At 41.6% G+C, this 25,913-nt stretch carries 27 protein-coding genes and 1 tRNA gene; 6 read left to right on the top strand and 22 right to left on the bottom strand.

The genetic code is table 11. From position 1 onward, the window contains the following. Positions 1–258: 258 nt before the first annotated feature. From AC1DYB_RS05170 to AC1DYB_RS05140, 7 genes are all read right to left on the bottom strand, one after another. On the bottom strand, positions 259–849 hold the full coding sequence (locus tag AC1DYB_RS05170) for a cysteine hydrolase family protein (protein ID WP_477433039.1): 591 nt from the start codon (positions 847–849) through the stop codon (positions 259–261). Between the two features lie 61 nt (positions 850–910). After that, positions 911–1,765, bottom strand: coding sequence for a helix-turn-helix transcriptional regulator (locus AC1DYB_RS05165; protein ID WP_477433037.1), 855 nt, complete (start codon positions 1,763–1,765; stop codon positions 911–913). A gap of 254 nt (positions 1,766–2,019) precedes the next feature. Further along, the gene (gene galB, locus AC1DYB_RS05160) at positions 2,020–4,452 is read right to left on the bottom strand and encodes a beta-galactosidase GalB (RefSeq protein WP_477433035.1); all 2,433 of its coding nucleotides are present in this window, start codon (positions 4,450–4,452) and stop codon (positions 2,020–2,022) included. Between the two features lie 369 nt (positions 4,453–4,821). Beyond that, complete coding sequence (locus tag AC1DYB_RS05155) at positions 4,822–5,118, bottom strand: GIY-YIG nuclease family protein (protein WP_477391292.1); 297 nt, start codon at positions 5,116–5,118, stop codon at positions 4,822–4,824. Positions 5,119–5,287: 169 nt separating this feature from the next. Continuing rightward, entirely contained in the window at positions 5,288–6,436 is a 1,149-nt protein-coding gene (locus AC1DYB_RS05150) for a type IX secretion system plug protein (protein ID WP_477433033.1), read from the bottom strand. A 502-nt stretch (positions 6,437–6,938) separates the two neighbouring features. Beyond that, positions 6,939–8,861, bottom strand: coding sequence for an ABC-F family ATP-binding cassette domain-containing protein (locus AC1DYB_RS05145; protein WP_477433031.1), 1,923 nt, complete (start codon positions 8,859–8,861; stop codon positions 6,939–6,941). Between the two features lie 153 nt (positions 8,862–9,014). After that, positions 9,015–9,785, bottom strand: a complete 771-nt coding sequence (locus AC1DYB_RS05140) for an SGNH/GDSL hydrolase family protein (protein ID WP_295720217.1) — start codon at positions 9,783–9,785, stop codon at positions 9,015–9,017. Positions 9,786–9,951: 166 nt separating this feature from the next. Here AC1DYB_RS05140 and AC1DYB_RS05135 point away from each other — a divergent pair, with 166 nt between their 5' ends. Both AC1DYB_RS05135 and AC1DYB_RS05130 read left to right on the top strand, forming a co-directional pair. Beyond that, positions 9,952–11,010 (top strand): quinone-dependent dihydroorotate dehydrogenase, encoded by a 1,059-nt coding sequence (locus AC1DYB_RS05135; protein WP_477433029.1) that lies wholly within the window; start codon positions 9,952–9,954, stop codon positions 11,008–11,010. A gap of 74 nt (positions 11,011–11,084) precedes the next feature. Beyond that, the gene (locus AC1DYB_RS05130) at positions 11,085–11,498 is read left to right on the top strand and encodes a hypothetical protein (protein ID WP_477433027.1); all 414 of its coding nucleotides are present in this window, start codon (positions 11,085–11,087) and stop codon (positions 11,496–11,498) included. A gap of 141 nt (positions 11,499–11,639) precedes the next feature. Here AC1DYB_RS05130 and AC1DYB_RS05125 read toward each other — a convergent pair whose 3' ends face one another. From AC1DYB_RS05125 to AC1DYB_RS05115, 3 genes are all read right to left on the bottom strand, one after another. Beyond that, positions 11,640–11,813, bottom strand: coding sequence for a spore protein (locus tag AC1DYB_RS05125; protein ID WP_295720213.1), 174 nt, complete (start codon positions 11,811–11,813; stop codon positions 11,640–11,642). Between the two features lie 34 nt (positions 11,814–11,847). Continuing rightward, a tRNA-Cys gene (locus AC1DYB_RS05120) sits at positions 11,848–11,918 on the bottom strand. Positions 11,919–11,968: 50 nt separating this feature from the next. After that, positions 11,969–12,718 carry a TrmH family RNA methyltransferase gene (locus AC1DYB_RS05115; protein WP_477433025.1) on the bottom strand — a complete coding sequence of 250 codons (750 nt, stop codon included), beginning with the start codon at positions 12,716–12,718 and terminating at the stop codon, positions 11,969–11,971. Between AC1DYB_RS05115 and tamL the strand changes: the two genes are divergently transcribed. Further along, positions 12,709–15,069 carry a translocation and assembly module lipoprotein TamL gene (gene tamL, locus AC1DYB_RS05110; protein WP_477433023.1) on the top strand — a complete coding sequence of 787 codons (2,361 nt, stop codon included), beginning with the start codon at positions 12,709–12,711 and terminating at the stop codon, positions 15,067–15,069. The two genes, AC1DYB_RS05115 and tamL, sit on opposite strands and share 10 nt — an antisense overlap. A 53-nt stretch (positions 15,070–15,122) precedes the next feature. Here the strand turns inward: tamL and AC1DYB_RS05105 are convergent, their stop codons facing one another. Together AC1DYB_RS05105 and AC1DYB_RS05100 are read right to left on the bottom strand one after the other, a co-directional pair. Then, positions 15,123–15,656 carry a hypothetical protein gene (locus tag AC1DYB_RS05105; RefSeq protein ID WP_477433021.1) on the bottom strand — a complete coding sequence of 178 codons (534 nt, stop codon included), beginning with the start codon at positions 15,654–15,656 and terminating at the stop codon, positions 15,123–15,125. Between the two features lie 54 nt (positions 15,657–15,710). Beyond that, positions 15,711–16,205, bottom strand: coding sequence for a TspO/MBR family protein (locus tag AC1DYB_RS05100; RefSeq protein ID WP_477433019.1), 495 nt, complete (start codon positions 16,203–16,205; stop codon positions 15,711–15,713). Positions 16,206–16,331: 126 nt separating this feature from the next. Here AC1DYB_RS05100 and AC1DYB_RS05095 point away from each other — a divergent pair, with 126 nt between their 5' ends. Continuing rightward, complete coding sequence (locus tag AC1DYB_RS05095) at positions 16,332–16,700, top strand: hypothetical protein (RefSeq protein WP_477391301.1); 369 nt, start codon at positions 16,332–16,334, stop codon at positions 16,698–16,700. Between the two features lie 127 nt (positions 16,701–16,827). Here the strand turns inward: AC1DYB_RS05095 and AC1DYB_RS05090 are convergent, their stop codons facing one another. Beyond that, a complete protein-coding gene (locus AC1DYB_RS05090; protein ID WP_477433017.1) occupies positions 16,828–17,247 on the bottom strand; it encodes a hypothetical protein in 420 nt (139 codons plus the stop codon). A gap of 115 nt (positions 17,248–17,362) precedes the next feature. Here AC1DYB_RS05090 and purU point away from each other — a divergent pair, with 115 nt between their 5' ends. Continuing rightward, a complete protein-coding gene (purU, locus tag AC1DYB_RS05085; RefSeq protein WP_477433015.1) occupies positions 17,363–18,187 on the top strand; it encodes a formyltetrahydrofolate deformylase in 825 nt (274 codons plus the stop codon). 167 nt (positions 18,188–18,354) lie between these two features. Here purU and AC1DYB_RS05080 read toward each other — a convergent pair whose 3' ends face one another. From AC1DYB_RS05080 to AC1DYB_RS05070, 3 genes are all read right to left on the bottom strand, one after another. Then, positions 18,355–19,815: a glycoside hydrolase family 30 protein gene (locus AC1DYB_RS05080; RefSeq protein WP_477433013.1), complete on the bottom strand. Its 1,461-nt coding sequence runs from the start codon at positions 19,813–19,815 to the stop codon at positions 18,355–18,357. 684 nt (positions 19,816–20,499) lie between these two features. Continuing rightward, positions 20,500–20,862 (bottom strand): hypothetical protein, encoded by a 363-nt coding sequence (locus tag AC1DYB_RS05075; protein ID WP_295720194.1) that lies wholly within the window; start codon positions 20,860–20,862, stop codon positions 20,500–20,502. A 91-nt stretch (positions 20,863–20,953) separates the two neighbouring features. Next, positions 20,954–21,388: a pentapeptide repeat-containing protein gene (locus AC1DYB_RS05070; protein WP_477433011.1), complete on the bottom strand. Its 435-nt coding sequence runs from the start codon at positions 21,386–21,388 to the stop codon at positions 20,954–20,956. 177 nt (positions 21,389–21,565) lie between these two features. Between AC1DYB_RS05070 and AC1DYB_RS05065 the strand changes: the two genes are divergently transcribed. After that, positions 21,566–21,913 (top strand): hypothetical protein, encoded by a 348-nt coding sequence (locus AC1DYB_RS05065; protein WP_295720186.1) that lies wholly within the window; start codon positions 21,566–21,568, stop codon positions 21,911–21,913. 52 nt (positions 21,914–21,965) lie between these two features. On the opposite strand, the gene AC1DYB_RS05060 is transcribed toward AC1DYB_RS05065, so the two are convergent. The 6 genes from AC1DYB_RS05060 to AC1DYB_RS05035 form a co-directional block, all read right to left on the bottom strand. Further along, complete coding sequence (locus tag AC1DYB_RS05060; RefSeq protein ID WP_477433009.1) at positions 21,966–22,679, bottom strand: SIP domain-containing protein; 714 nt, start codon at positions 22,677–22,679, stop codon at positions 21,966–21,968. 77 nt (positions 22,680–22,756) lie between these two features. Further along, positions 22,757–23,608, bottom strand: coding sequence for a helix-turn-helix domain-containing protein (locus AC1DYB_RS05055; protein WP_477433007.1), 852 nt, complete (start codon positions 23,606–23,608; stop codon positions 22,757–22,759). Positions 23,609–23,622: 14 nt separating this feature from the next. Beyond that, the gene (locus AC1DYB_RS05050) at positions 23,623–24,102 is read right to left on the bottom strand and encodes an OsmC family protein (protein WP_477433005.1); all 480 of its coding nucleotides are present in this window, start codon (positions 24,100–24,102) and stop codon (positions 23,623–23,625) included. Positions 24,103–24,216: 114 nt separating this feature from the next. Beyond that, on the bottom strand, positions 24,217–24,738 hold the full coding sequence (locus AC1DYB_RS05045; protein WP_477433003.1) for a nuclear transport factor 2 family protein: 522 nt from the start codon (positions 24,736–24,738) through the stop codon (positions 24,217–24,219). A gap of 8 nt (positions 24,739–24,746) precedes the next feature. Further along, positions 24,747–25,355 (bottom strand): hypothetical protein, encoded by a 609-nt coding sequence (locus AC1DYB_RS05040; protein WP_477433001.1) that lies wholly within the window; start codon positions 25,353–25,355, stop codon positions 24,747–24,749. Further along, complete coding sequence (locus tag AC1DYB_RS05035) at positions 25,339–25,815, bottom strand: RNA polymerase sigma factor (protein ID WP_477432999.1); 477 nt, start codon at positions 25,813–25,815, stop codon at positions 25,339–25,341. Before AC1DYB_RS05035 ends, AC1DYB_RS05040 begins: the two co-directional genes overlap by 17 nt. Positions 25,816–25,913 lie beyond the last annotated feature (98 nt).

The raw sequence follows: 25,913 nt of genomic DNA, 5'->3' as shown, positions 1-25,913 counted from the left end.
ATTTTGATTTAGATAAATAATTCCGTCCCCGCAGGGTCCTCTGCGAGAGACCCTGCGGTTGTACTAAGCCTGTATCATTTACGAAGGCCGCGTTTATGCGTAGTGATCGTGTCCCCTCAGGGTCCTCTGCGAGAGACCCCGAGGGGACATAAGGCTACTAAAACTTCGCCTCAGGCAGCAAAACCTACCCGTCACTTCAGCACTGCCAGCACCTGCGAAACCGGAGCATAAGCTGCCACCAGTTTCCTGAAAAAGTTGCTAAAGAAAATCATCGTTTTTTTTTAAAGCGTTAAGTACCTCATCGGTGTTTAGTACGGTGGCAAACTCGTTATTTAGTTGGGCCAAGGCGGTTAGGTGGATGGTTTCGGCATTGTAATGTTCGCCTTTAATACCAGTTTTGGCAAAGGCGGCGGTGGCATCGGCAACTACGTAGGTATGATAACCAAAATTACCGGCCATGCGGGCGGTAGTTGATACACAATGTTCGGTGGTAAGGCCAACAATAACTATGGTATCAATACCCGCGGCATCCAGCTGCTGCTGCAGGTTAGTACCGATAAAAGAGCTGTTTACCGATTTTTTGATCACCGGTTCGCCAGACAAAGGCTGTACAATTTGTTTATGCGCGTTGCCGGGATTACCTTCGGCCAGCGGGGAGTTGGGGTTGGCCGAGCAATGCTGAATATGAAAAAGCGGCAGGTTGCTTGCCCGCCAATGATCAAGCAGTTTACGGGCATTTGCTTCGGCACCGGGGTTATTGCGTTCGCCGCCCCAGTAGGGTATGTTATCAAAACCCTGCTGTATATCAATTAGTATTAAGGCGGGCTTGCTGTTGCTGAGTGTTTTCATACCTCAAAATTGCGGCTTTTGAGAGGGCGCAATTTTGTTGTGAGGCCATATTTGTTTGTTTTTATAACACCGGTTCGTTCCGCGCGCTTTTGGGCGAGGCGCCAAACCTTTGCTTATACACTTTTGAAAAATGCGAGATGTTTTCGAACCCGCTGCTATAAGCCACCAGCGAAACCGGGTCGTGCGAGTGCTTTAACTGGTACTCGGCATACTCCAACCTTCGGTTTAACTGCCATTTCACGGGCGTGGTGTTAAAACTATCGGTAAATTCCTTTTTAAACGCGCTCACGCTGCGGCCGGTAAGCTTGGCCATGTCCTGTATAGATAACTGGCGGTTAAAGTTGGTTTCCATAAAGTAAGCCAGGTCAACCTTTTTGTTGCTTACCAGGTCTTTTAAAAACGATACAAAAGTTTTCGACCGGTCGCCCGACAAGATCTGCAGCAGTACCTGGTGGGCCGCGAATTTAACGATGCAGCGCGAGTAATCTTGCGGGTGTAAAATATGCTGCATCACCTGGGTGATATTGGCCTGTATAAATTCGGATGTTTTGAAGGTGAAGGGCGGCAAATCGGCACCCTGTTTTTCGTGCCTGAACTCGGGCACATGGCTATCTAAAAAGTAATCAACAAACTCATTCTCCATAAAAATAAGCAGACTGGTATAATCATCAGACGGAAACAGCTGATAATTGCCCCGCCGCCTGAATTGTACATCGCCGGCCGCCAGGTGCTGCACATGGCTGCCATACCGTACATCAATAGCGCCTGTTAAAATTACCTCCAGGCAATGCGCGGTTTGCAGGGTATCGTCGCAACGGAATGGTTGCTTTTTATCAATGATAATAGCATACATGTCCGACAGACGTAACCTGATATGGACATGATGATCGAGCAGGTCTTTAGGGATTTGTATCATTGCAAAACATTAATTATACTAATCTACATTTTGTCGTTTATCTTTTTTTACTTTTTAATCAATTGTAACAAAGGGATGATAAACAGCAATGTTGTGCGATACAAGGCGTTAAGCTTTTGTGGCCTAAGGCTCTCTTAAAAAAATGACCCTGACGGTGCAGGATCATTTCGACTAAAAAAACGATGCTTTGGTAATTGCGACGGAGATTTAAAACCTCAGGGCCCTATTGAGCGACCCTGAGGAGAAAGAACGGTTTACTTGCTTGTTAAAACAAGTGATGCGTTTTGCAAGCCTTTGGAAGTTGCAGTAAATGTAATGCTCCCTGCTTTTTCCTTTGTTTGTACTATAGCCAATGCCAGGCCATGAAACGCTTTACGGTACGATACCTTAAATGAATCGTGACTAACCGGGTCGCCGTTGTCAACGCTGGCTATAAAGGCTTCGCCGTTGATCTTGAAGTTAACCAGGTTATCAGCATCAGGCACCACATTGCCATCCTTATCCAAAATCCTCACGGTAATAAATGACATATCTTTGCCACCAGCTTTAATCAGTTTACGATCTGCCGATAGCTCAATTTTGGCTGGTTCGCCGGCGGTATGGATAAGGCGGGTTAAAACCACTTTGCCATTTTTACGCGATACCGCTTTTAATGTGCCCGGCTCATATTTTACACGCCACATAATGTGCAGGTCATCGCCGGTTTTCTTTTTAATGCCTAATGATTTATCATTCAGGAAAAGTTCAACCTCATCAGCATTGTTGTAATAGGCCCAGATATCAATCATTTTGCCTGGTGTCCAGTTCCAATGCGGAAAAATGTGCAGTACATCTTTATTTGTCCACTCGCTTTGGTACATATAGTACACATCCTTAGGAAAACCAGCCAGGTCAACAATACCAAAGTATGAGCTGCGCGATGGCCAGCTGTATGGGGTTGGTTCGCCTAAATAGTCAAATCCAGTCCAGATGAACATGCCCGATAAAAAATCGTATTTCTTCATCACCTTCCAGGTCATCTCGTGGGTTGATCCCCATGGTGGTCGCACATTATCATAGGCCGATACGTTGTTGCCTTCCCTTACAAAAGGTTTATCCCAGCTCTCGGGCCATACGCGGATGCTATCCGATGGCATTTCATAATAACCGCGGGTTTCTAAGCCCGAAGTAGTTTCTGTAGCGATGAATTTTTTACCGGGGTATCTGTCATGAAAACCGGCATATTCCCCCTCGTGATAATTGTAACCAACCAAATCTATAGCACCTGATGCTATGATCTTGTTGTTTTTATCGGGGTTATTATTGGCACTGGTAATAGGGCGGGTTTTATCAAGGCTATGTACAATTGCTGTAAGTTGCGGCGCTATCCTTAAAGCAGAAGTATCGCTTTGCTGCCCTATTTCGTTACCGATACTCCAGATCATTACACTGGGATGGTTACGATCGCGAAGGATCTGGTCTTCCAGATCGCGTTTATGCCACTCTTTAAAAAACAGGTGATAATCGTATTTAGCTTTTGCCCATTCCCAGGTATCAAAAGCCTCATCCATCACAATAAAACCCATTTTATCGCACAGATCAAGCAACTCAGGAGCCGGAGGGTTGTGCGAGGTACGGATACCATTACAGCCCATCGCTTTTAAAATTTGCAGCTGACGCTCCAACGCGCGGGTATTAATAGTAGCGCCAAGGCTACCCAGATCGTGGTGATCACATACGCCTAAAATCTTCATCGCTTTGCCGTTCAGGCTAAAACCTTTATCAACATCGAAGTTGAAATAGCGGATACCTACAGGAGTATTATATGTATCAATAACGGTTTTGCCTGATAACACTTGCGTAACTGCTTTGTATAAATAAGGCTTATCAACGCTCCACAATTGTGGATTTTTAACTGTCAGTGTTGCTTCTGTTTCAAATACAGTATCCTTTAATTGCTCTTTTGATGAAATAGCCCCACCTGCAGCAATCACTTTACCCGCAGCATCATAAAGCGTAGTTTTCACTGTTACTGATGACGATGCGGAAGCATTTTTAACCTGCACCTTCAAATTTACTTTTGCTGATGCATCACTTACATCTGTTGTGGTAACATAAGTTCCCCAATGGTTAATAGCAACCTTATTGGTAGTAACCAACCACACATTCCTGTAAATACCAGAGCCTGAATACCAGCGCGAATTTGGCTGAACAGAGTTATCAACCTTAACGGCTATCACGTTATTACCGCCAAAGTTTAAATAAGGGGTAAGCTCATACCTGAACGAGATATAGCCATTAGGCCTGAAACCAAGGTGGTGTCCGTTTACCCAAACATCACTCTTCTGATAAACGCCATCAAAATCAATATAAACCAGTTTCCCTTTTGATGAAGTGGGAACTGTAAATGTTTTGCGGTACCAGCCTATGCCACCCGGTAATGCACCACCTTCGGGCGTTGCAGGGTTATCCTTGCTAAATTTACCTTCAACGCTCCAATCATGCGGCAGACTAAGCGAGCGCCATTTGCTATCACTCGTCGCCGGATTTTCGGCATGGGGCACGTCCCCCAAATTAAAGCGCCAGCCCTTATCAAAATCAATAGTTTGGCGACCTTGCTGGGCAAAACTACCGGCACAAAAAAACAGCGTAATAAGCAATAGACCGTATGATTTTACAGCCTTTGCATTGAGTTTTAGAGAAATCATAAATGAATTTAGGATTAATTGTATTTACGACACTAAATTATAAATAATATAGTACGAACCCAATGTGATGCCGAATTTATTTAAGGATGATACATGTAAGGATTAACCCCATGTCATTGCGAGCGCAGCGTGGCAATCGCGAACTGTACAAAGTAAACTTTCAAAAAGGATTAACCTTATGTCAATTGCGAGCGCAGCGTGGCAGCCGCGAACTGTACAACGTGAACTTTCAAAAAGGGCAATCCTATGTCATTGCGAGCGCAGCGTGGCAATCGCGAACTGTACAGGGTGAGTCTTTGCAAATCCACCATACCTATTGTGTCTATTTCGTTATAACCTCAAAATACCATAAGATCACACACCAACATTTTAATCGTACCAGCCATTACTCAAATCACTCCATGACAGATTGTTAACGGTTATTATATCAATTTTCTTCTGTCTTGAGCCTGCTTTCAATTGCTTTTCTCTTGCAATAGCATCGTCTATCCACTGAAACTCCTCGTAATGAACCAATTTATTGCAGTTGTATGTAGCTGAAAAGCCTTTGAATAATTTTTGTTTATGCTGAGATACCCGGCTCACCAAATCATTTGTAACACCAACGTATAACACTGAATTTGCCTTATTGGTTAAAATGTAAACATAGTATTGATGTATTTTCATGCGCGTTAATGCTCAGGTTATTTTATACTAAAAATATAAAAAGAAACCATTACATAGGAAATCTGCACAGTTCGCGATTGCTTCGTGCCTCGCAATGACATGATTATTGACAATGGTAGAATTACTATGATGACATGATTATTGAACAATAGGGAAATTGACCTTTCTTTTACTTCTTCACCGTATTAATCATACTAAAGCCAACCAACTCATCCCAGCGGGCAGCGGGCGGCCGGTAATATACCAATAGCTGATAATCATTCTCGGTTTCAAAATGGCTGCCTTCCAAAGGCACATCGTCGGCGTTATTATTTTTATCAACCCAAACATATTCGTAATCGTAAACTCCCTGTTTTAACAGCAGATTGATGTAATACCTGCCGTTTTCATCGCGGGTAAGTCGGCTATGTTCGTCCAGTTTATAATCGTTAAACATGCCTACAATGTATGGCATACCCTCACCTGCCAGTTTATTGGCAGCAAGACTGAAATACACATGCGCGTAATCTGCATCGGTGCGCGGGTCCCGGCCATCCTGGTTCAGGATAAAGAATTTGCCGTTGTTATCATAATATAAAACATAATCGGGACTATCGCGAATGGGGTCGCCCAATAATACTACGATGTTTGCCGTATCCTTATATATTTTGGCTACACGCTGCGAATTAAGCTTTAACGTACGCATATCAAACAACCTGAACTCATTACGGCCGGGAAAATCATTAATGGCTACATCATTATAGATCAATGAGGAGCCCTGGATATTGGTTGGCTGGATATTTAAAATACCGGTAGAGGTACGCGCATTCTGCATAACCAGTGTACGAATCTCGCGGGTTGGGTTTTGAATTTGCAAACTTCCGTAATCAACCGTAAAATTTAACTTTTGGTTGGTTTGCCGCGTTTGTGTATTGGGGGATGCTATAGTGTTGGCAGCGATAGAAACTTTTTTGCCAACAACATATAAGCGGCGGGTAAGCACCATTTTTGATTGGTCGCCATCCTCATAAACTTTCAATATATAATTACCGCTTATTTTGGGGGCGATGTTATCATTAGGGATCAGCTGTTCGTAATGGGTATATTTTTGAAAGGTACCGGTCGAGTAGCTGTAGTTATACAAGCGATCGTCCTGGAAACTTTGCAGGTATTCGGCAGGTGATAGGTTGGATGAGTTCCATTTAGCATCGCAATGCTCAATAGTATAGTAATAATTACGACTGCCACCACGCAGATCATCAAAAGCCAGCAACACCTTTTCATCTGAGCCCAGGTTAATTACCGGGAATGGCTGCTTACCTGTACCGTTAAACTCCACGCTTTTAATGGCGGGGTTGTAAATATTGTTATCGTAGGGAGCTTGGGCGAAGGATTTGAAGGAGACAAGGACAAGCAGGAATAGGATTATTGATTTAGAAAACAATGCGTCATTGCGAGTTGTAAAATTTCGCGAAACGTTAAAGTGGAAGTGATGTTGGCATGATACACAGCCCCAAAAAGGCCTGTCAGTCTGAGCCTGTCGAAGACTCGCGCGGAGAGGCCTTTGCCCGCTATGGTTCGACGGGCTCACCATGACATCCCACCGCCCGTCATTGCGAGGCACGAAGCAATCCCCAATATGCAAAGCGGCCTTATAAGGTTGCCCTGTAAAATTGGGGATTGCTTCGTGCCTCGCAATGACGGGTTTCATAGATATGTTTTACTTTAAAACTATGTCATTGCGAGCGCAGCGTGGCAATCGCGAACTTTACAAATCGACTATGCACCGTTCGCGATTGCTTCGTGCCTCGCAATGACATGTTTTTTTTAATATGGAGTTTTTACGCTTCCAATTCCAAAATCTGCTCGGCTAAGGTTTCCCATTTTTGTTGGATCTGCTTCAACTCAGCTTGCTTTTGGTTATAGGCGGCATTGGTTTCCTTCAGCTTTTGGCTGTCGTTATAAATTTTTGTGTCAGCCAATTTGGCTTCCAGTTCCTTTACTGTTTTATCAAGCCCGGCAATTTGCTCTTCCATTTTAGCCAGGTCCTGGTTTAGTTTTTTTAACTGCTGGTGCTTGTTTTCGCCTTGTGGCTGCTTAACCGGCTCCGGCTTTTTCTCTTCCTTTTTAGGTTGAGGGGCAGGGGCTGCGGCTTTAGGCTCTAATTTGCGTTTAGCATTCCACTCATCATACTCGGCGTAAGTGCCAGGGTATTGTTTAATTTTCTGGTCTTCAATGAACCAAATCTTATTAGCCACATTATCCAGGAAATACCTATCGTGAGATACTACAATAACAGTACCTTCATACTGTTGCAATGCCTGTATCAATATGTTAACAGATGCCATATCCAAGTGGTTGGTGGGCTCATCCAGTACTAAAAAGTTAGCATCGGCGGTAAGGGCCTTTGCCAGCGCCACGCGAGATTTTTCACCACCTGATAGTACTTTGATCTTTTTAAACACATCATCCCCGGTAAACAAAAAGGAACCTAATATTGAGCGCAGCTCAGTATCCGTATGTTTTGGGGCGAATGATTGTAGTTCCTGTAATATCTGGTGTTCCAGGTGCAGGCTCTCTAACTGATGCTGTGCAAAAAAGGTTTGGGTAACGTTATGGCCTGTTACAGCTGTACCTTCAAACTCTTTATCAGCACCTGCCACAATACGCAGCAAGGTAGATTTACCTTTACCGTTGGCTCCTATCAGCGCAATTTTATCACCTTTTTCAATAATAGCTTCGGCATCATTTAAAATATCAATAGCCGGGTATTTTTTGGTGATATGCTCCAAAGTAGTTACGTGGCGACCAGATTGCCTGCTAAATTTGAAGCTGAAGTTAACCTCTGGGTTATCATCATCCACATCATCAACGCGCTCCATTTTATCAAGCATTTTGATACGTGACTGCGCCATTTTTGCTTTAGATGCCTTAGCACGGAAACGTTCAATTAAACGCTCCTCCTGTTTTATTTTTGACTGCTGGTTTTTAAACTCGCCACGCTGAATTTCGGCACGTAATGCTTTTTCTTCCAGGTAGAAGGTATAGTTACCCGCATACACGTTCAGTTTACCTTTACGGGATTCAACTGTACGGTTAATTACTTTATCCAAAAACCACCTATCGTGCGATACAATGATGATAGCTCCGTTAAATGCCTTCAAATAATCTTCCAGCCATTGGATGGAAGGTAAGTCAAGGTGATTGGTAGGCTCATCCAGTAACAGGATATCAGGCGCCTGTAATAAGATCTTGGCCAGCATCACACGCATACGCCACCCTCCGGAGAAAGTGCTTAGTTTGCGCTGACAATCTGCCTCGCTAAAACCTAAACCCGCTAAAATTTCGTGTGCCTTGTATTCAATATTGTAACCATCAAGCAGTTCAAACTCATGCTGCTTATCGCTAAGCTTGTGCAAAAGATCTTCTGTGTAGTCGGTTTCCAGTTTTTGAAGCAGTACTTCTATTTCATCATGCAGTTGGTTTTGGCGCTCAAAAGCCTCCATAGCCACATGCACAATACTTTTATCAGATGAGTATGACAGCAAATCCTGGTTAAGGTAACCCATAGTAAGGTCCTTAGCCATTGATATGGTGCCCGATGTAGGTTTATAGTCGCCTACAATAATTTTCAAGAGGGTAGTTTTACCAGTTCCATTGGCACCTATTAAGCCAATTTTTTCACCGGGTTTTATATGCCAGTTGGCTTCATCGTAAAGGGCCCGCGCACCAATCTCAAACGTAAGGTTATTTATCGCAATCATTTGGGCGCAAAGATACGCTTTTACGTGCAAAGCTGAAAGGACAAAGGAGCAAGGACAAAGGACAAAAGATTAAGGATGAATGGAGCAACGAACAAAGACCAAATAAAGGTCTTTTCTATCCTTGCTCCTTGCTCTTTACATCCTTAATCCAAATTATGCTCCCACCGCTTTAAGCCATGTTTGCGCCATTAGGGCTTCGCCGGCTACGCTGGGGTGTACGCCGTCGCGGTTCCAGTAGGTGGCTGGCGCAATTTTCTCCGCTTTATCAAATGCCGATTGATAGGGCACAAAAACCGCATCGTATTGCTCGGCAATGTCTTTGGCTGCTTTCCGGAACAGGTCAAACGTTGGATACCATTTATCGTCAACCGCCTTTACTCCTTTTTGTGCAAAGGGTTCGCAGATCACCAGTTTAATATCCGGCAGGGCCGCTTTAGTACGATCAATCAGTTTTTTATAGTCGGCAATATAATTATCAATAGTACCTGTATAACCATTGGTAAGTGTATGCCAAAAATCATTTACACCAATGTGAATACTCAACACGTTGGGTTTAAGCGCCAGGCAATCGGCATCCCAGCGTTCGGCCAGCTGGTATACTTTGTTACCACTGATGCCTTTGTTATAAATTTTCAGGTTTTTATCAGCGTGGTTAAGCAATAGCTGCGATGCGGTGATCAGCGCGTAACCCGAACCTAAGGCGCTGGTGGTATTAAATTCGGTGCTATTATGATCGCGCCCCCAGTCGGTAATAGAATCACCCTGAAAAAGGATCACATCACCAGCATTGAAGCTTATTTTCTTCGATGGTTTCTCTGTAGCCAGTGCGGCCGAAACTATCTGAGGTAGGCCCATAGCAGCAATAGTACCCACTGATGCCGTTTTTAAAAAATCACGTCGGTTACGTTTAAATATATTATTCATAAATGGTTTTAACAGATCGATATTGATTTCCGAATTTACAGATTTATACGGCTTTTTTTAACTTTCTTAAAATTTTTACAAGTTTTTGGATGATTAATATCATCCATAGATTAATTTTCATAAAATTCTGGTTTACACAGCATGAGTAAAGTGCTAACTTCGCACCATGTATTTTTTATTAAAACCCATCCTTTTCCAGTTCGATCCAGAAAAAGTACATTATTTTGTAACCCGCAACTTAAAGCGCTTTAACCGTTTTCCGGGTGGCGCCGCTTTAAGCAGGGCTATATGGGATGTAAATAACCCGCGACTGGAAAAAGAAGTCTTCGGCCTGAAATTTAAAAATCCGGTTGGCCTTGCTGCCGGCTTTGATAAAAATGCCGAACTCATGGGCGAAATGACCAACCTCGGTTTCGGATTTGTAGAAATAGGGACGGTTACCCCCCTGCCCCAGCCCGGCAATCCACAACCACGGATGTTCCGCCTGCCGGCAGATGGCGCCCTTATTAACCGGATGGGCTTCAACAACTTTGGTGTTGATGTAGCTGCCGAAAGAATAGCCACTTTTCGCAAAAATGCCAAAGGAGCACAAAAAAACCTGATCATTGGTGGCAACATTGGCAAAAACAAGGTAACTCCAAACGAAGAAGCGGTAAGCGATTATATCAAATGCTTTGACCGGCTGTTTGATGTGGTTGATTATTTTGTGGTAAACGTGAGCTCGCCAAATACACCTGGCCTGCGCGAACTACAGGAAAAAGAACCGCTGATGCAATTGCTGAACACGCTGCAAAAACGCAATTCAAAAAATGGTATCAGCCGCCCCATCCTATTAAAAATAGCACCAGACCTAACCGATTCCCAACTAGATGACATTGTTGACATTGTACAGCAAACCGGCATAGCGGGCATTATAGCCACCAATACCACCATCAGCCGTGAAAACCTAACTTCTGCCGATAATTTAAAATCAGAAATGGGTGGATTGAGCGGCAAACCGCTTACCAAACGCTCAACCGAAGTAATCAGCTACATCCATAAAAAATCAAACGGCTCATTCCCAATAATAGGAGTAGGTGGTATTCACTCTGCAGACGACGCTATTGAGAAACTAAACGCCGGCGCATCACTGGTGCAGCTGTATACCGGGTTTATTTATGAAGGCCCTGGATTGATTGGGAGGATAAATAAGAAGCTTCTGAATCAGAATTTTCAGAATTTATGAATTAACAGAATCTTAGAATTTTAAAAATTGCTACTTGATAAACTGGTGATAAATCGGTCTGAAGCAAATATTTAATGGGAAATAAGAGGATCAAAACAAAACCTAAGGAACGCTATTGGACTGGTGATTCTTGCTTAGCACTAAGCAAAATATTTGATCTACCATATAATAATCTAATGCAAGATTGGCCATATGAAGTTGCCGACTCAAAATCCATTCAAAAGTATTTAGATTATTATCCGGCAGTAGACGATGAAGATATTAAGTTCACCTTGATGACAATGATCATACAGGCAATTAATGATCAACAATCGTCAGAAAAATTAAAGTTTTATTGGGAAAAAGTCATGCCTCTTTTGACGAGAAACTTCAACATACATGAGTGGACTATTTATTATTGGAGTTCAATTGGCGTCAGCCTTGAAGATGCCTGGCAGATTGCGTCGTACATGCGCAAAGTATGGCGTATTAGAGATACTTTCAAGTAACAGAAATATAGGATTCTGCTAATTCTAAAATTCTGAAAATTCTGATTCAGACAATTTTCGGGCACAAAAAAATCCCGCCGGTTTCTGAAACCAGCAGGATTTATAAGATTTTTCTGAAGCGATTTAACGCTCTAAAACAAATTACTTACCTAAGGCAATAGCTAAAACTGCATTGTTTTTTGCTATCTGGCTGTGTTTTGACTCAGCAGAACGGCTTCCGTACTCAAGGTTAGTAGCCAACTTCAAAAACTGTACTTCTAAACGTGAAGTAGTTTTATTTTTTCTATCTTTTCTTTTTAAACGTGTAACGCCCATGGTGTTGTTATTTTAAATGTTTTTAATACCCTTGAGGTCGGGAGCGGATTCGAACCGCTGTAAAAGGTTTTGCAGACCTCTGCCTAGCCACTCGGCCACCCGACCTTCTTTTTAAGGATTGCAAAAATAGTAATTAATTTAATGCCAGCCAATATTTATTTCATTGAATTTCTTTTTATTTCAGAACAGAGTATGGCTGTCGCTATTGCCACGTTCAATGATTCGGCCTTTCCAGCCCGTGGGATGGTTATTTTAGTAGTAATCAACCGTTCAATAGCAGGGCTTATTCCATTACCTTCGTTACCCATAATTAACAATCCTTCGGTGCCAAAATTACTGTTATAAATATTTTCACCATCAAGCATTGCCCCAAATATAGGCAAACCTGCTTGCGGTAAAACCTCTTCCAGGTTGGCGTAATGCACATTCACGCGCGCCAATGAGCCCATGGTAGCCTGTACCACCTTAGGGTTGTACACATCCACTGTATCCTCGCTGCATATAATATCAGTAATGCCAAACCAATCGGCAGTACGTATAATGGTACCCATATTACCCGGATCCTGGATGCTATCAAGCACCAGGGAAAACTTTTGCTTCAGTCTGTTATAATTTAATGTTGCCCATATTGGTATTTTAATCAAACCAATTACATCTTGCGGGGTTTTCAATGTGCTGATTTTTTCGATATCCTTCATTGAAATCTCCTGAAAGTTTATTTTTCGGGATAAATTCAGCATTTTTGGAGCAATTGCGGGGGTATGGTATATGCTATCCACCTGGTAGCCTGAGCTTATAAATTCAATTACTGATTTATAACCCTCAACCAGGAAAAAGCCATGTTCCCTTCTAAATTTTTTATGTTGTAAGGATGTTAATAAACTGATTTGTGATTTTGAAAGCATATATAAAACCTGCTGGTTACCGCCTTACAATATTAAGTATTTTGCTGCTCATTATTTGGTCGGGCTGCAGTGTTACCCGCGGAATAAAAAAAGATCAGGCACTGGTGCGTAAAATCACCATAAAAGGCATCGATGAAGAATTTGAAGAAGTAGCTTTAAATTACGTTGATAAAGAGCAACAACCCAACAACAAACTCAATCTTCAATTTTATTACTGGTTTAGCAACAACGGCAAACGCAATATTGGCGAAGCTCCTGCCATACTTGATAGTAACTTAGTTGAATATTCGCGCTTCCAGATAGAAAAATATATCCAGAATCGCGGCTATTTGAAAGCAAGGGTAACTGACACTATTGTGATTAAAAAACGGCGCGCCGAGCTGATTTTTACCGCGCACGAAGGCCCAATGTTTCATATCCGTAAGATTGAAGACAGCATTCCTGATAAAAATATCAAAAATATTTACTTTGCAAACCGCAATAAAATATCACACATACAACCTGGTGCCCGGTTTGATACCGATAGCTTAGCACATGACCGTGATGAGCTTTACCTGCTCATGAAACGCAATGGTTATTTTGATTTTTACAGGCAATACATCAATTTTAATTACGACTCCACTTTTAACAGCAGCGTAGTTGATATTAAAATGATGATAGATAACCCCGCAGGTAAAACAGAGCACCCTGTTTATAAAATTAATAATACGCTTGTAACCATATCAGCAAGTAATGGCAGAACAGTTGGTAAGGCCGATACTATACAGGTTGATTCTCAATTCAGGTTTGTTGATTATTCACATCGTTTTAAGCCACGTGTAGTTGTTGATTACACTTATCAAAAAAAGGGGCAGCTATTCGATATTGATAAACAAACCCTAACAACCACCCGCCTATCGGAGTTAAATGTTTTCAGAAATGTACCCAATCCTACTTATGAAAAACTTCCCGATAGTACCCACCGCTTAAATACAAAAATTGATATTATACCACTTAAACACTACTCAGACCGGGTAGAAGGCGAGTTTCTGTTTGCAAACGGCCGCTATGGATACAATATAGGCAATACGTTTACAAACCGTAACCTGTTTATGCAGGCCGCTATATTACAGCTAAAACTTAACTGGAGTATTTTGTTTGATAATGGCACAAATACAGCCAGCAGCGCCAATATCCAGAACCAGGAATTTAGGGCAGGTGCAAATTTGATATTTCCACGCATCATATCCCCTTTCAATTTTGCATTACTGGGTAAATATGGTGTACCACATACCACGTTTTCTACCAACTACTCCCTGTTTTACCAAAAGGGATTGGTAACCCGCCAAAGTTTTGTTAACTCCATTAGTTACGATTTTTACGAAACCGGCCGCAAACTGCATACGGTTACGCCTATAAATATCGAATTTTCAAAAGGGGTAATTGACCCGGCCGCGCGTGATACCTTGTTGGCGCATGATAGGTTTGCCTATGTAAAACTAATTGGCCGCACTGTGTTTACAACCGGTAGCCAGTACACATTTCAATATAATGCCATTGAATTAAACTCCTACAGTAATTTTAATTATTTCCGTGGAAGCCTGGATATTGGAGGTAACTTCCTGAGTCTGTTGGGTAACACCTTTAACACCCCGAGAGATACACTTGGGCAGCGTAAAATTTTAGGATATACATTTTCTCAATACACCAAAACAGAAATCGACTTTCGCATTTACCGAACACTGGGCGGCGAACGGCAGTTTGTGTTTCGCATTAATCCGGGTATTGGCGTGCCCTATGGTAATAGCAATGAGTTAATATTTGAAAAAAACTTTTACACTGGTGGCGCTAATGATATGCGCGCGTGGCTGCCGCGCACGCTTGGCCCCGGGCAGTTTAACAGGGCCACTGCTTACAAGGATGACCCAACATCATTTGCCCGCTTAAAATACCTTGATCAGTTTGGCGAAATAAAGATAGTAGCCAATGCCGAATATCGTTATAAGCTGGCAGATAACTTTTTTGGTGCAAAACTCAAAGGTGCTGTTTTTGTGGATGCCGGCAACGTTTGGAGACTGGGCAAAAAAGCCGAAAGCCCGAATGGCGAATTCAGGCTTGATAACGTTTTACAATCAACCGCGGTTGGTATTGGTACAGGTTTACGGTTCGACCTTGGATTCTTTATTTTCAGGCTTGATGCAGCATTTAAATTTAAAGACCCTCAGTTTAACGGAACCGACCAATGGGTACTGCTCAAGCACCCGAACGAACTTTTCCATACAGGGGCATTTAAAACGGCTTATTCAAACAATAATGCAGGTGATACCTATAATTTTATGCAGCTAAATTTTGGCATAGGATTGCCTTTTTAATTAGCGATTTTGATAGTTAGGGATTTTGAGCCCTTTGCATTAAGCTCTCCCCGCTAAAATAACCCCTTTAAGCCATCAACAGCGCTTTCAAAAAAGGTGTGCATGCTTAAGCCATTATGGTAATTAAAATACAGGAATATGCAGAATATGATAACCGCTATAATGATGAACCGCTTAAACATATAAGCCAGCAATATCAAGATTAGCGGGATAGCGATCAGGAACATAATACTGATATGAATAGGGCTTAATTTACTATCGTGCTTGTAAATATAATACAGTATGCCATGGGTGCCACTTTCGTTAACATGCTTGGCATATAAAAAGGTGGAGCGATCTATCTTTTGCCTGTAAAAGGCAACCCCCTTTTCAAACTTTAACTGGTACTCAAAGCCGTTCATAATAAAGGTGAACCGGCCGTTTACGTTCTCCTGTGTTACCCCGGCCGTGTCTGTAGCTATAATAGCCACCTGGTCTGTCCCGAAAGGGTTTTCTTTAACTACAAAATGATTTATGGCTATCGCATCCGCAAAAACAAAGCTGTGTGAAGCAGCAACAAGGCACAATAAAAGCAATATTTTTTTCATCTGTTAATAAACCAAGTGTTAAAATGTTCGCAATAAAAATAGTGTTTTTTTGTACTATCTGTTTAGTAAATAAATACTCGCGTTAAGTACACCGGCAAAACTTACCCACAGCAAATAGGGCCAAAGCAGCTTCCCTGCAACCTTATTGTATTTATTAAACCAGTTAATATTTAAAACAATACTTATCCACAGCAATACAATGATGATCAGGGCTCCAAATACCTGGTGCAAGCCAAAAAACACTATCGACCATAAAAAGTTAAGGCTCAACTGTGCAAAGTAAATAGTACGGGTTATTTTAAAGGCAGGTTTGCGGCTACGGTGTTTCCAAACCAGGTAAGCGGCTGTGGCTATCATAAAATAAATCACTATCCATACCGGGGCAAAAAGCCAGGGTGGCGGGTTAAATGATGGCTTTTTAAGCACACTGTACCAGCCGGCAATTTGGGGCCGGGTAAACAATGCAGCAACTATACCTATTGCCAGTGTAATTAATAAACTGACCAGGAATGGAAAAAACTGGAATTTTCTGGTTACAGGCGGGGTCATAGTTTTATGAAACCAATAAAATAGCAATAAGTTTTAGCTTAAATTATTACAAACGCATTATGCAAACACCAAAGTTAAAAATCATAAATATATTAGCTTAGCAACCATTGCAATAAGTAAATAAAAATGATAAAAGCTTATAAACTATATACCGGTGATGACGGGCACTCCCATGTGCAAGCAGGAACAGTAACCGAAATGATTTTTAACCAGGCTTCAACCATCAGGTTCCAGGAATCGCCGCCGCATTCGTTTTATGACTGGCACAACGCTCCTGCCAACCAATATGTGATTAATCTATCGGGCACATTGCAATTTGAAACCCGCCACGGCGAAACTTTCATTTTACGGCCGGGTGAAATACTGATAGCCACCGATACAACCGGTACAGCCCATCAATGGAAGCTGATAGACGATGAACCCTGGCGACGGGCATATGTAGTGTTTGATGCCGGGCAGGAAGTAAACTTTGTGCCGGATGGGGATAAAAAATAAAGTCATGCAGGGTTGGCATTTCTGCCAACCCTGCATCCCGCTTGCAAGGCAATCTTTCACCTTGCCTGCGGGACCCGAACTAAGCTAAAGGCCTTACGGGATGACTTTTAAAACGGCTTATTAAATTTTATTTAACCCTCACGTATACGGAGCTAAAACCATCGCTTATAAACAACATATTTGATGCATATAGTGTATCATTCCTGACGGTAAAATCCGCCCTGTTTGATTCATCATCACCAATCTTCAAAAGATCAATGGTTTGCGTTTGATATTTAAAATTCCTGATGATTGAATACTTGCTTTGCAATTCAAGCGAGTCATTTTTGTACAATTTAAAAGTGCTATTTGCATCGTAAACCTGGGTTAAGTTATAACCATTACTTGCCGGTGTTGCAGTCATTCCGGCTATGCCACCAACAGATTTTACCCAACGCCACCTGCCAACTATTGATGTAGATGCAGGGCCCGGCGAGCCATTTTTATGACAGGAACTCACACCGCACAATAAAAGCGCGGCAATTACAAGGGTAAAGTATTTCATCATATCAGGTTACATAGAACATTACGGAGGCACTTATCACTATGATACAAGGGGTTATAAATATTTGAAATATTTACTTAATCATTAATTTCAACAAAATTCTTTGTATCATTAAAGCATGATTATTGTTATCCAGTGTAAAGACCAGGTGGGCCTTGTTGCTTCCATATCGGCCATATTAGCAAAATACCAATTGAACATCGTTTCGATGCGTGAACATGTTGATAAAAGCGAGGACATATTTTTTATGCGCCTGGAAGTTGAAGATGGGAACAATGAAAATCTTGAACAAAAACTTAAAGAAATTTTACCAGCCGGCGCTATTATTTCGGTTAACCCTATCCCCTATAAAAAAGTGGTTGTGCTGGTAACCAAAGAGTACCATTGCCTTGCCGATATACTTATTCGTAATTATTTTAAAACGCTTGGGGCAACCGTTCAATGCGTAATTGGCAACCATGCCACCCTGCAAAACATTTGCGAACGTTTCGATATGCCTTTTTACCATATCTCGCATGAGCAAACAAGCAAGGAAGAGTTTGAACAAAAAATAAGCGATACCATTGAACAACATGCGCCGGATTATGTGATACTGGCCAAATACATGCGCATTTTATCGCCGGCCTTTGTGGCAAAATTCCCTATGCGGATAATCAATATTCACCACTCCTTTTTACCTGCCTTTATTGGCGCTAATCCCTACCGAAAGGCTTTTGAACGCGGCGTTAAGCTGATAGGCGCTACAGCCCATTTTGTATCAAACGAGCTGGATGAAGGTCCCATCATTGCCCAGCAAATCATCCCGGTAAATCATTCCTTTACTGCAGCAACCATGGTAAAGGCCGGCCAGGAAATTGAAACATCGGTATTAGCTAAAGCCTTAAAATTGATATTTGAAGATCGGGTGTTTGTTTCTAAAAACAAGACTGTGGTGTTTGAGTAATTCAGAGAGACGAATCTGCACCTCCGGACAAAAGGTATGGGATATTGACAGATACAACTAAAAAGTACGAGGCCAAATTACCATCAGACCATTACCCGGTAATGATAATGGTGGACCATAAATGATCCACCATACATCTGAGATTTAGTTGATTTATAAAAAGGTCTTTATTCTACTATGAGGGTAGCAATGGAGTGTGGCATGCTGGTTGTTTTAGCAGCTTTGCCTTTTATCCATAAACTGTATTCAATTTTCTCGTCGGTTTTATTCATTACTATTACGGCTAATTTGCCATTAGGGTTTAGGTAAGCTGTAGTTAAAAGCTTATCTCTACTGGCTACAGCTGCTACACGCCTGGCACCAGATTGAATATACTTGCTGAAATGGCCCAGGTAATAGTATGAGCTGGTGTAAATCAGGCTGCCATTACGTAAATCGGCATGTACAGGTGCAAAGCAAAAGTTGCCTACGTGGTTTGGTCCGCCCTTTTCATCCAGCAGGATGTTCCAATCTGTCCAGGCTACTGTACCGCCATTAAAATCATTGATCATGGCCAGGCCATATGTTTCACCAAGCGACCAATCGTTAATTTTATTAAAATCAAATTTTTCGATGCAGCCTTCAGTAAAAATTAGGTTTTTGGCAGGAAAAGCTTCGTGTGTGCGCCTTACAGCATCAAACTGCTGCCCTGCTCCTGTCCATGTTTCGTACCAGTGAAAACCTATGCCCCAGATGTATTTTGCAGCGGCTGGGTCTTCCAGGATAGTGCTTGCCCGCTGGTAAAGTAAATCGCGGTTATGATCCCAAACAATTAACTTTTTGTTGGCCAGCCCTTGCTTTTGTAATGTTGGGCCTAAAAAATTCTTCACAAAATCACGTTCCTCTTCGGCGGTATATTTACATGATTCCCAGGTTTGTGAAGCCATAGGCTCGTTTTGTACCGAGAGCCCCCATACCGGGATACCTTCATTTTCATAAGCCCTTATAAATTTGCCATAAAAATTAGCCCAGCTTTGATAGTACTTTGGCAAAAGCTTACCGCCGTGTAAAAGACTGTTATTATCTTTCATAAACGCGGGCGGGCTCCATGGCGATACAAATAAAGTAAGTTTACCGCCTGCAGCGACCATCGCGGCTTTTATAAAAGGAATTCGGTAAGCCCTGTCATGCCCGATGTTAAAGGTTTTCAGCGCGGCATCGCCCTCCTTTATATAGCTATAGCTTTCGCTCGAAAAATCGCAGCTCTGGATATTGGTACGGGCCAAGGTATAGCCAATACCTTTTTGTTTGTCGTAATAGGCCGTTAAAAGCTCTTTTTGTTTGTCTTTAGGTAGCTTGTAAAAAGTTTCGGCAGATGCATCAGTTAACGCGCCACCAATACCAAGCATGGTTTGAAATGATTTTGCCGGATCAACAAACACAGAAACCTCTGTTTCGCCGGGTTGAGGGCTATCTGTAAACTTTAATGTTTCGGTATTTTTAAATTTAACACCAGCTTCATTATCAGAAACAATAACTTTTACATTCTTATTTTTAGTAGAGAATGGCGCTTTTACCTGGGCATTTACCAGCTGAGCAGGCAGTAAACCACCGGCTATAAAACAGGTAAATATTGCTTTTTTATTCATGGTGTATTTTAATTGGTTCACCGGTGCAACGTCGCCAATCAGGAGGGCGGTTCCGATATCCCAAATTAAGAAAGTTAATTTGAATAAAGCAATAAAAAAAGATATAAATAATTGATTTATAATTACTTGTTAGTTAAATAATACGGTTTAATACCAAGTAAATTGCACAAAAAACACACTCATAATCAGTTAGTTGTACAATTATAAATCACATCGAAATATTGTTCTGATACGGTAAGCTACAGAAGTGTATTAAATACACCTACATAGGCTGATTTATATCAGTTGTAATAGAATCTATTACTTTCTAATCTCCCCCTGGTTGCAACGAAGGGTGGTTGTTTTGGCCTTGAAAACACCCGATTGCAGGGTTTTCAAATAACCATTAATTTAAGAAGCTGTCCAAATTTGACTCATTAACACATATTTGCATGCCATCGCGAGTGGCAAAATCCGTGAACTCTGAAAAAGAATTGACGTTTAAAAGACTTGTCATCCTGAACGCAGTGAAGGATCTATTCGCAGATTTACAGGGCGAAAAAGCATGGCGAATAATAGATCCTTCACTGCGTTCAGGATGACAAAAAGTTTTTTTGTAAAAAAACGTCATGGGTAGGCAATGACGATCTATTTTCATCAATCACTGGCTTTTTATTGGGATCCAGGGACCAATTCAATTGAGCGTTACCTCCCATCGGTATTATGCCCCCTTTTAATCATTTCCTTAACAGCCCTGGCTAAAAAAGCCTTATCATCATCATCAAGGTGAGTTTTTTTACCGCCACCGTTTATTTCATAAATGATCCGGCCGTTATCGTTTTCTGCTACCAAATCGTCACTATTATGACTAAATTTTACCGATCCATGTGGCGAAATACTTTTGATACCCTTTCCATCTTCGGTAAAATAGGTTTGCCCACGGTATTCAATTTTCACGCTTGTGCCATTGCTGTTCTCTACAATGGTGGTATGTCTTCCGCCAAAGCGGCAGGCTGTTGCCAGGGTTATTAAGCCCGCCAAAGCAATTAAAAGGTGTATTTTTTTCATGATGCTAATTGTTGGTAATCAATGTCATCACAAAGCTAATACAAAACACAGTACTATACAATACATAGTACCATATTTATTATTAATAATTTTATTGCCTGTAACTTTTTAGCATATCATCAACCAAAATACCATTAATGGTCATGCCTTCAGTATTGCAATCAGTTATGGCCACATTTTTAAGGTTGCAATTGGTTATTGTGCTGGCTTCCAGGTCGCAATCCTCAAAGCGCAGGGGGCGCTGTTTTGCATTTTCATCATAAGCGGGATGCCCTTTAGGTGGCATACCAATATTGTGTAAATAAGCCCCGCCCAATTGTGCTCCTTCAATTTCAAGATCGCTTAAATTGGCATTTACAATTTTTAAATTACTCAAATCAACGTCGTTAAAACTTGACTTACTCATTTTTAACATTACAAATTTTGAACCCTCAAGGTGCGCATGTCTGGCATAAATCATTTTTGTGGTTTCAATAATATTGATGCGTTCGGCATTGGTATCATCCTGATTACTTGAACTTTCCATATTTAATTTCTTTTTTGTAACCGAATTTAGGAATGATTACCTCAAACTACAATGGTAATACCAGACATTTTGAGGGTGCAATTGCGACAGTTGCCCTATTAATCACGCAACACTAAAATAAAAGTCGATATAGATCAGGCTATTAGAAAATAAATTGTTAACTTTCATTATCCAATTATGAAACCGCTCTTCTTTACGCTGAAAAGCCACCGTCATTTAATGGCTATTCCTGATACCGAAGCACACCTGAATGGACACCCGGTAATAAGCTATACCTATAGTTTATTTATTGACCGGGCTAAAGGCGACGTGAAACAAAGCTTCAGCAAGGAGGATATTTTGCACATGGATAAAATTACCGATCCTGATTACTTAGGCTTCGTTGCTTTTGAACAGCCTGCCAACGTATTTTCATATACAGCAGGCGAAAATACCCTAAGTGTAACCGAAATTGAGGAAGTTATTGAGTACCTAACCTTCATAAGAGGCAATCCCAATATGTGGAATCCCTTAGGTAACCTGTAGGCCTACGGATTGCAAATTACCTTACAAGTCTTTACCGTTAGTTTTTTTAAACTTAACCCCAGAAACCCTGTACCTTAATTTGGCCCGAAGGATAGCCCTGACTTTTGAGCATTTTGCGCAACTGGGCTACCATGGTATTGTTACCCGCCAAATAAAAAACGGTATTATCAAGACTGTAACGCTGATCAAGCACCCACTCTATAAGGCTGTGGTGGCCGTAAACATCACGGCGGGGCACAGGCTCAATAGGTGTCCAAAAATATTCATTAAACAATTTGCGGTGATGCTCGTTGCCGATCACTACCCCGCCCGAAAAACGCGTATGGGGCAGTACCATTTTTTGTAGGGCCAATAAATGCCCCATACTGCTTTCGTCGCCTAAGGCAACGATGGCCGCCGATGTGCCAACCGGGCTCTGATTTGTTGTTCCCGCTTTAAGATAGCTTACCGTATCATCCTTTTTTAATTGCCTGGCCCAGTTGCTGCCCGGCCCATTATGCGCAGCATCAACATAAATGGTGCAGGTATGGGTTTCTGCATCCCAGCCAGATGGCGTGTAGTCTCTAAAGGTGAGCATATCCACTTTAAATTTTATATAGGGAATCTCGCTCCATTCGGCCATATCTATTTGTGGCAGGTGCAGGTCTATTTCTATCATAGTACAGGGTTCCCAATACCTAACCTCAAGCACGTTTCCGGTTTGCAATTTGCTTTCAAACAGTTTACCGGCTCGTTGTTTAATTTTGTTAAGAGTAGATGTTTCCATGGTGTGTTAATTTTATTAACACAAAGAAAGGGGCTATTTATACTAAATAAAATGGCATACCTCCGGTAATGATTGGACTATTTACGGTAATCGGCCCTGAAAGCCAAAGGCGTGATGCCTTCCGCTTTTTTAAAAAACCTCGAAAAATAGGCATGGTCTTCATACCCCAGCACATGGGCAATTTCTTTAACATTCAACTGGCTATAGTACAGCAAACGTTTGGCCTCCAATATAATTTCCTGCCGGATCCAATAGCTTACAGAAAAGCCCGTCGCTTTTTTTAACGCTTCGTTCAGGTAGCTTTCTGATACATGCAGTTTTACGGCATAAGCCGATGGACTTTTCAACTCGCGCACATGCTCAACCAAGAGCTTTTTAAATTGCTGGGCCAATTGTGCCGGGCGCGAAAGTGCTAAGCGTTCATTACCAGTTTGGCTATAACATACGGCAGCAATCCCCAAAAAAGATTGCAGTAACGAGTGGACTACAGACAGATAAAATGTACCCTGATCATCCTCCCGATACTTTTCATAAAGAAGGCTTAACAGGCTTTTGCAATGACGCGCCTGTGTATCGTTTAAGCTAAATGGTTGCTGTAACAACAACTGGTTCTCGAAAATAGTTCGGTAATCGGTTGATATCAGCATGGTATCTATGGCTATAAACCAACCAAAAGCACCATCATTTTTGATCCGGTGATGCACCTGCCCCGGCAACACATAATAAAGATTAGCGGACTGAAATTCAATTTCATGAAAATCGATCATCAATGATGCTGAACCACCCTCTAAAACAAAAAATATATAGTGATCGTCCCTGTGCGCACCAATCGGCTCATCATCCTTAGGCATATCCCCTTCCAGGAAACGAGCAATCTCCAGGCCAGATGTGGCACGTTCTTTTAGCAGATGTACAGGAATATCTTTCATTGAGTTAAACTACGTCAGGACAAGTCATCTTCCATCCTATACTCCGCCTCATGCAAAATCTCAAACTTTACCGAGTTGGCAATAAAGCACAATTTATTAGCCTCATGATGCAGCTCATCCGCTTTGGTTTGCATAGCAGCATCCTTCAGCGTAATCAAGGGTTTTAGTATTACCCGGGTAAAATAACCGCCGCCATCGTTGGTTTCTGCCATGGTGCCTTCTGCCCTATCTTCATAAGCTGTAACTACTATACCGGCTGTAGTGCAAAGATGCAGGTACCACAACATGTGGCAGGCAGATACGGATGAAAGCAACAGATCCTCGGGACTATAGCGGGATTTATCTCCCCTGAAAGCCGGGTCTGATGAACCTAAAATATCCTGCTTACCCGTGCTGCTAATGATATGACTACGCTCGTAAGAGCGATAATCTTTTGTTCCTTCACCCGTGTTACCCGTCCAGTTGATAGTAGCTTTATAGTGGTGATGTTTCATGGGTTAATATTTCAGTAAAACCGGTAAACTAAAAGGTTGGTCATTTTAAAAGATGCCTCGGCGTAATGCTGACCGGTATCAGGGCATTTTCAACAGCTCACCGCTGATAAATTACTACTTATTACGCCTTGCTAATATATTTTGATGAGCCAGCTTTGCCAGGCTGGTATTACCACTTTGCCTGTCATGGTTTATTTGGTGATAAACAATTAACCATTTACCGTTTTGTTTCTCCAGTTTGGTATTGTAGGTGCCAATGGTTGTCCAAACTTCATCACCAATAAAATGATCGGCTTTACCAACATAAAACACATCGGCCTCCTTGTCATGAAGCTGCACTTTAAATTCCGAAAGTTGGTGTTCGGTTTTGTCAAATCCAGTTAAAAAGGATTCCCAGGCATGAATTACCTGTTCGTGATTATATACAGATGGCTCTGTATTGTTCATCGACGAATAATCCAGAAAAACATCTTTTGCCAATACGCTTAACCCCAACGGCCAATCACGGTCATCAATCCCTTTAAATAAAGTTGCTATTGCCTGAGTTATTTTTTGACCTTCCATGGTATTTAGATGTAAAGCTATTGAATTTGTTTCAAACCCATGCCCACAATTAGCATCTATATCGATTATCATGTTTAAAACTATTCCATTCCCCTAGTGGTCACCAACTGATCATTAATAGCCTGTAATTTTTCTATAGCCGCATTCATTTCGGCTTGTTGCCTTCTAAATTCCTTTGGGCTTATATAAAAATAAACAAATACTAATGCTGCAAGCGGACATATGTAAGCCACACTTCCCCATAAAACACCTATCTTTTTAACAAATTCAATCATATACAATAACAGCCCTGCCCCCAAAAACAAAAAGTATAGGTTCAGCACCTTGGTTTGAATAAAACGTTGCTTCTTTTGTATAGCAACCAATTCGGCCAAATAAGTGAATGTATCAGCATCCGGGTGACTTTTAAACATATTGAGGTACAAACCACTATTTATTAAAGCAAAAGAAATGATGGGAAAAATGATCAGGATTATACCTGCTTTAGTGGTAAGTACATGGGTATTTAAATTAATGCCAACCATAATTACGATAATACTGATTACCGCCAACGTAAGGTTACTCCATATTAATTTACTCCTGGTTTTGCGCTTCAAATCCATCGCTTTGCTGATCACCGTATTTATATCGGGCTTTGCGGCATCGGGCTGCTGCTGCCAAAGGGCTTTAAAATCAATATTGCTGCTCATATCTTTTGAATTTTTGAGATAGTTTTTCCTTAATCCTGTAAACTTTTACCCTGATATTGGTTTCTGAGAGGCCGGTAATACTGGCTATTTCGGCTTGCTTAATATCTTCCAGCTCCAGCGAAATAATAATGCGGTCGATCTCTGGCAGTTCGGCTATGCATTTGTACAGCAGCTGCACCTGGCTTTCGATGTCTGGTGGTGGTTTATCTTCCAGGTCAACAGGCATTTCGCCAAAGGGCATCCGGTTTTGTTTTTCCAGCTGGCGGAGGCAATAGTTTGATGCGATCCGGAAGATCCAGGTACCAATAGCCGATTCGTTACGAAACTGCCCCAGCTTTTGCCATACCACAATAAAAGTTTCCTGCGTAACATCCCGGGCCCGCTCATGATCATTCATGTACCCCATACATACGCGGAATATTTTATTATAATAAGTATCGTAGATTTCCTCGAACGACATACACTGTTGCTTATGCCCGTTTAGATACAGGCTTTTTTAAAATGCTACATTTAAATCAAAAGATTTATCAATTACAAATTTGATGTATCTTGAACAGG

This window comes from Mucilaginibacter sp. P2_A4, from assembly GCF_056405015.1.
This window is presented reverse-complemented; position numbering and strand designations above follow the sequence as displayed.

Coding starts and splice junctions, on each gene's coding strand:
- AC1DYB_RS05140 (WP_295720217.1), bottom strand. CDS start 9,785: ATGAATAATATATTTAAACGTAACCGACGTGATTTTTTAAAAACGGCA.
- AC1DYB_RS05080 (WP_477433013.1), bottom strand. CDS start 19,815: ATGAATAAAAAAGCAATATTTACCTGTTTTATAGCCGGTGGTTTACTG.
- AC1DYB_RS05075 (WP_295720194.1), bottom strand. CDS start 20,862: ATGAAAAAAATACACCTTTTAATTGCTTTGGCGGGCTTAATAACCCTG.
- AC1DYB_RS05045 (WP_477433003.1), bottom strand. CDS start 24,738: ATGATAATCGATATAGATGCTAATTGTGGGCATGGGTTTGAAACAAAT.
- AC1DYB_RS05130 (WP_477433027.1), top strand. CDS start 11,085: ATGGGAAATAAGAGGATCAAAACAAAACCTAAGGAACGCTATTGGACT.
- AC1DYB_RS05145 (WP_477433031.1), bottom strand. CDS start 8,861: ATGATTGCGATAAATAACCTTACGTTTGAGATTGGTGCGCGGGCCCTT.
- AC1DYB_RS05095 (WP_477391301.1), top strand. CDS start 16,332: ATGATAAAAGCTTATAAACTATATACCGGTGATGACGGGCACTCCCAT.
- AC1DYB_RS05050 (WP_477433005.1), bottom strand. CDS start 24,102: ATGAAACATCACCACTATAAAGCTACTATCAACTGGACGGGTAACACG.
- AC1DYB_RS05065 (WP_295720186.1), top strand. CDS start 21,566: ATGAAACCGCTCTTCTTTACGCTGAAAAGCCACCGTCATTTAATGGCT.
- AC1DYB_RS05055 (WP_477433007.1), bottom strand. CDS start 23,608: ATGAAAGATATTCCTGTACATCTGCTAAAAGAACGTGCCACATCTGGC.
- AC1DYB_RS05040 (WP_477433001.1), bottom strand. CDS start 25,355: ATGAGCAGCAATATTGATTTTAAAGCCCTTTGGCAGCAGCAGCCCGAT.
- AC1DYB_RS05135 (WP_477433029.1), top strand. CDS start 9,952: ATGTATTTTTTATTAAAACCCATCCTTTTCCAGTTCGATCCAGAAAAA.
- AC1DYB_RS05060 (WP_477433009.1), bottom strand. CDS start 22,679: ATGGAAACATCTACTCTTAACAAAATTAAACAACGAGCCGGTAAACTG.
- AC1DYB_RS05035 (WP_477432999.1), bottom strand. CDS start 25,815: ATGTCGTTCGAGGAAATCTACGATACTTATTATAATAAAATATTCCGC.
- AC1DYB_RS05070 (WP_477433011.1), bottom strand. CDS start 21,388: ATGGAAAGTTCAAGTAATCAGGATGATACCAATGCCGAACGCATCAAT.
- AC1DYB_RS05125 (WP_295720213.1), bottom strand. CDS start 11,813: ATGGGCGTTACACGTTTAAAAAGAAAAGATAGAAAAAATAAAACTACT.
- AC1DYB_RS05100 (WP_477433019.1), bottom strand. CDS start 16,205: ATGACCCCGCCTGTAACCAGAAAATTCCAGTTTTTTCCATTCCTGGTC.
- AC1DYB_RS05170 (WP_477433039.1), bottom strand. CDS start 849: ATGAAAACACTCAGCAACAGCAAGCCCGCCTTAATACTAATTGATATA.
- purU (WP_477433015.1), top strand. CDS start 17,363: ATGATTATTGTTATCCAGTGTAAAGACCAGGTGGGCCTTGTTGCTTCC.
- AC1DYB_RS05155 (WP_477391292.1), bottom strand. CDS start 5,118: ATGAAAATACATCAATACTATGTTTACATTTTAACCAATAAGGCAAAT.
- AC1DYB_RS05090 (WP_477433017.1), bottom strand. CDS start 17,247: ATGATGAAATACTTTACCCTTGTAATTGCCGCGCTTTTATTGTGCGGT.
- AC1DYB_RS05105 (WP_477433021.1), bottom strand. CDS start 15,656: ATGAAAAAAATATTGCTTTTATTGTGCCTTGTTGCTGCTTCACACAGC.
- AC1DYB_RS05165 (WP_477433037.1), bottom strand. CDS start 1,765: ATGATACAAATCCCTAAAGACCTGCTCGATCATCATGTCCATATCAGG.
- AC1DYB_RS05115 (WP_477433025.1), bottom strand. CDS start 12,718: ATGCTTTCAAAATCACAAATCAGTTTATTAACATCCTTACAACATAAA.
- galB (WP_477433035.1), bottom strand. CDS start 4,452: ATGATTTCTCTAAAACTCAATGCAAAGGCTGTAAAATCATACGGTCTA.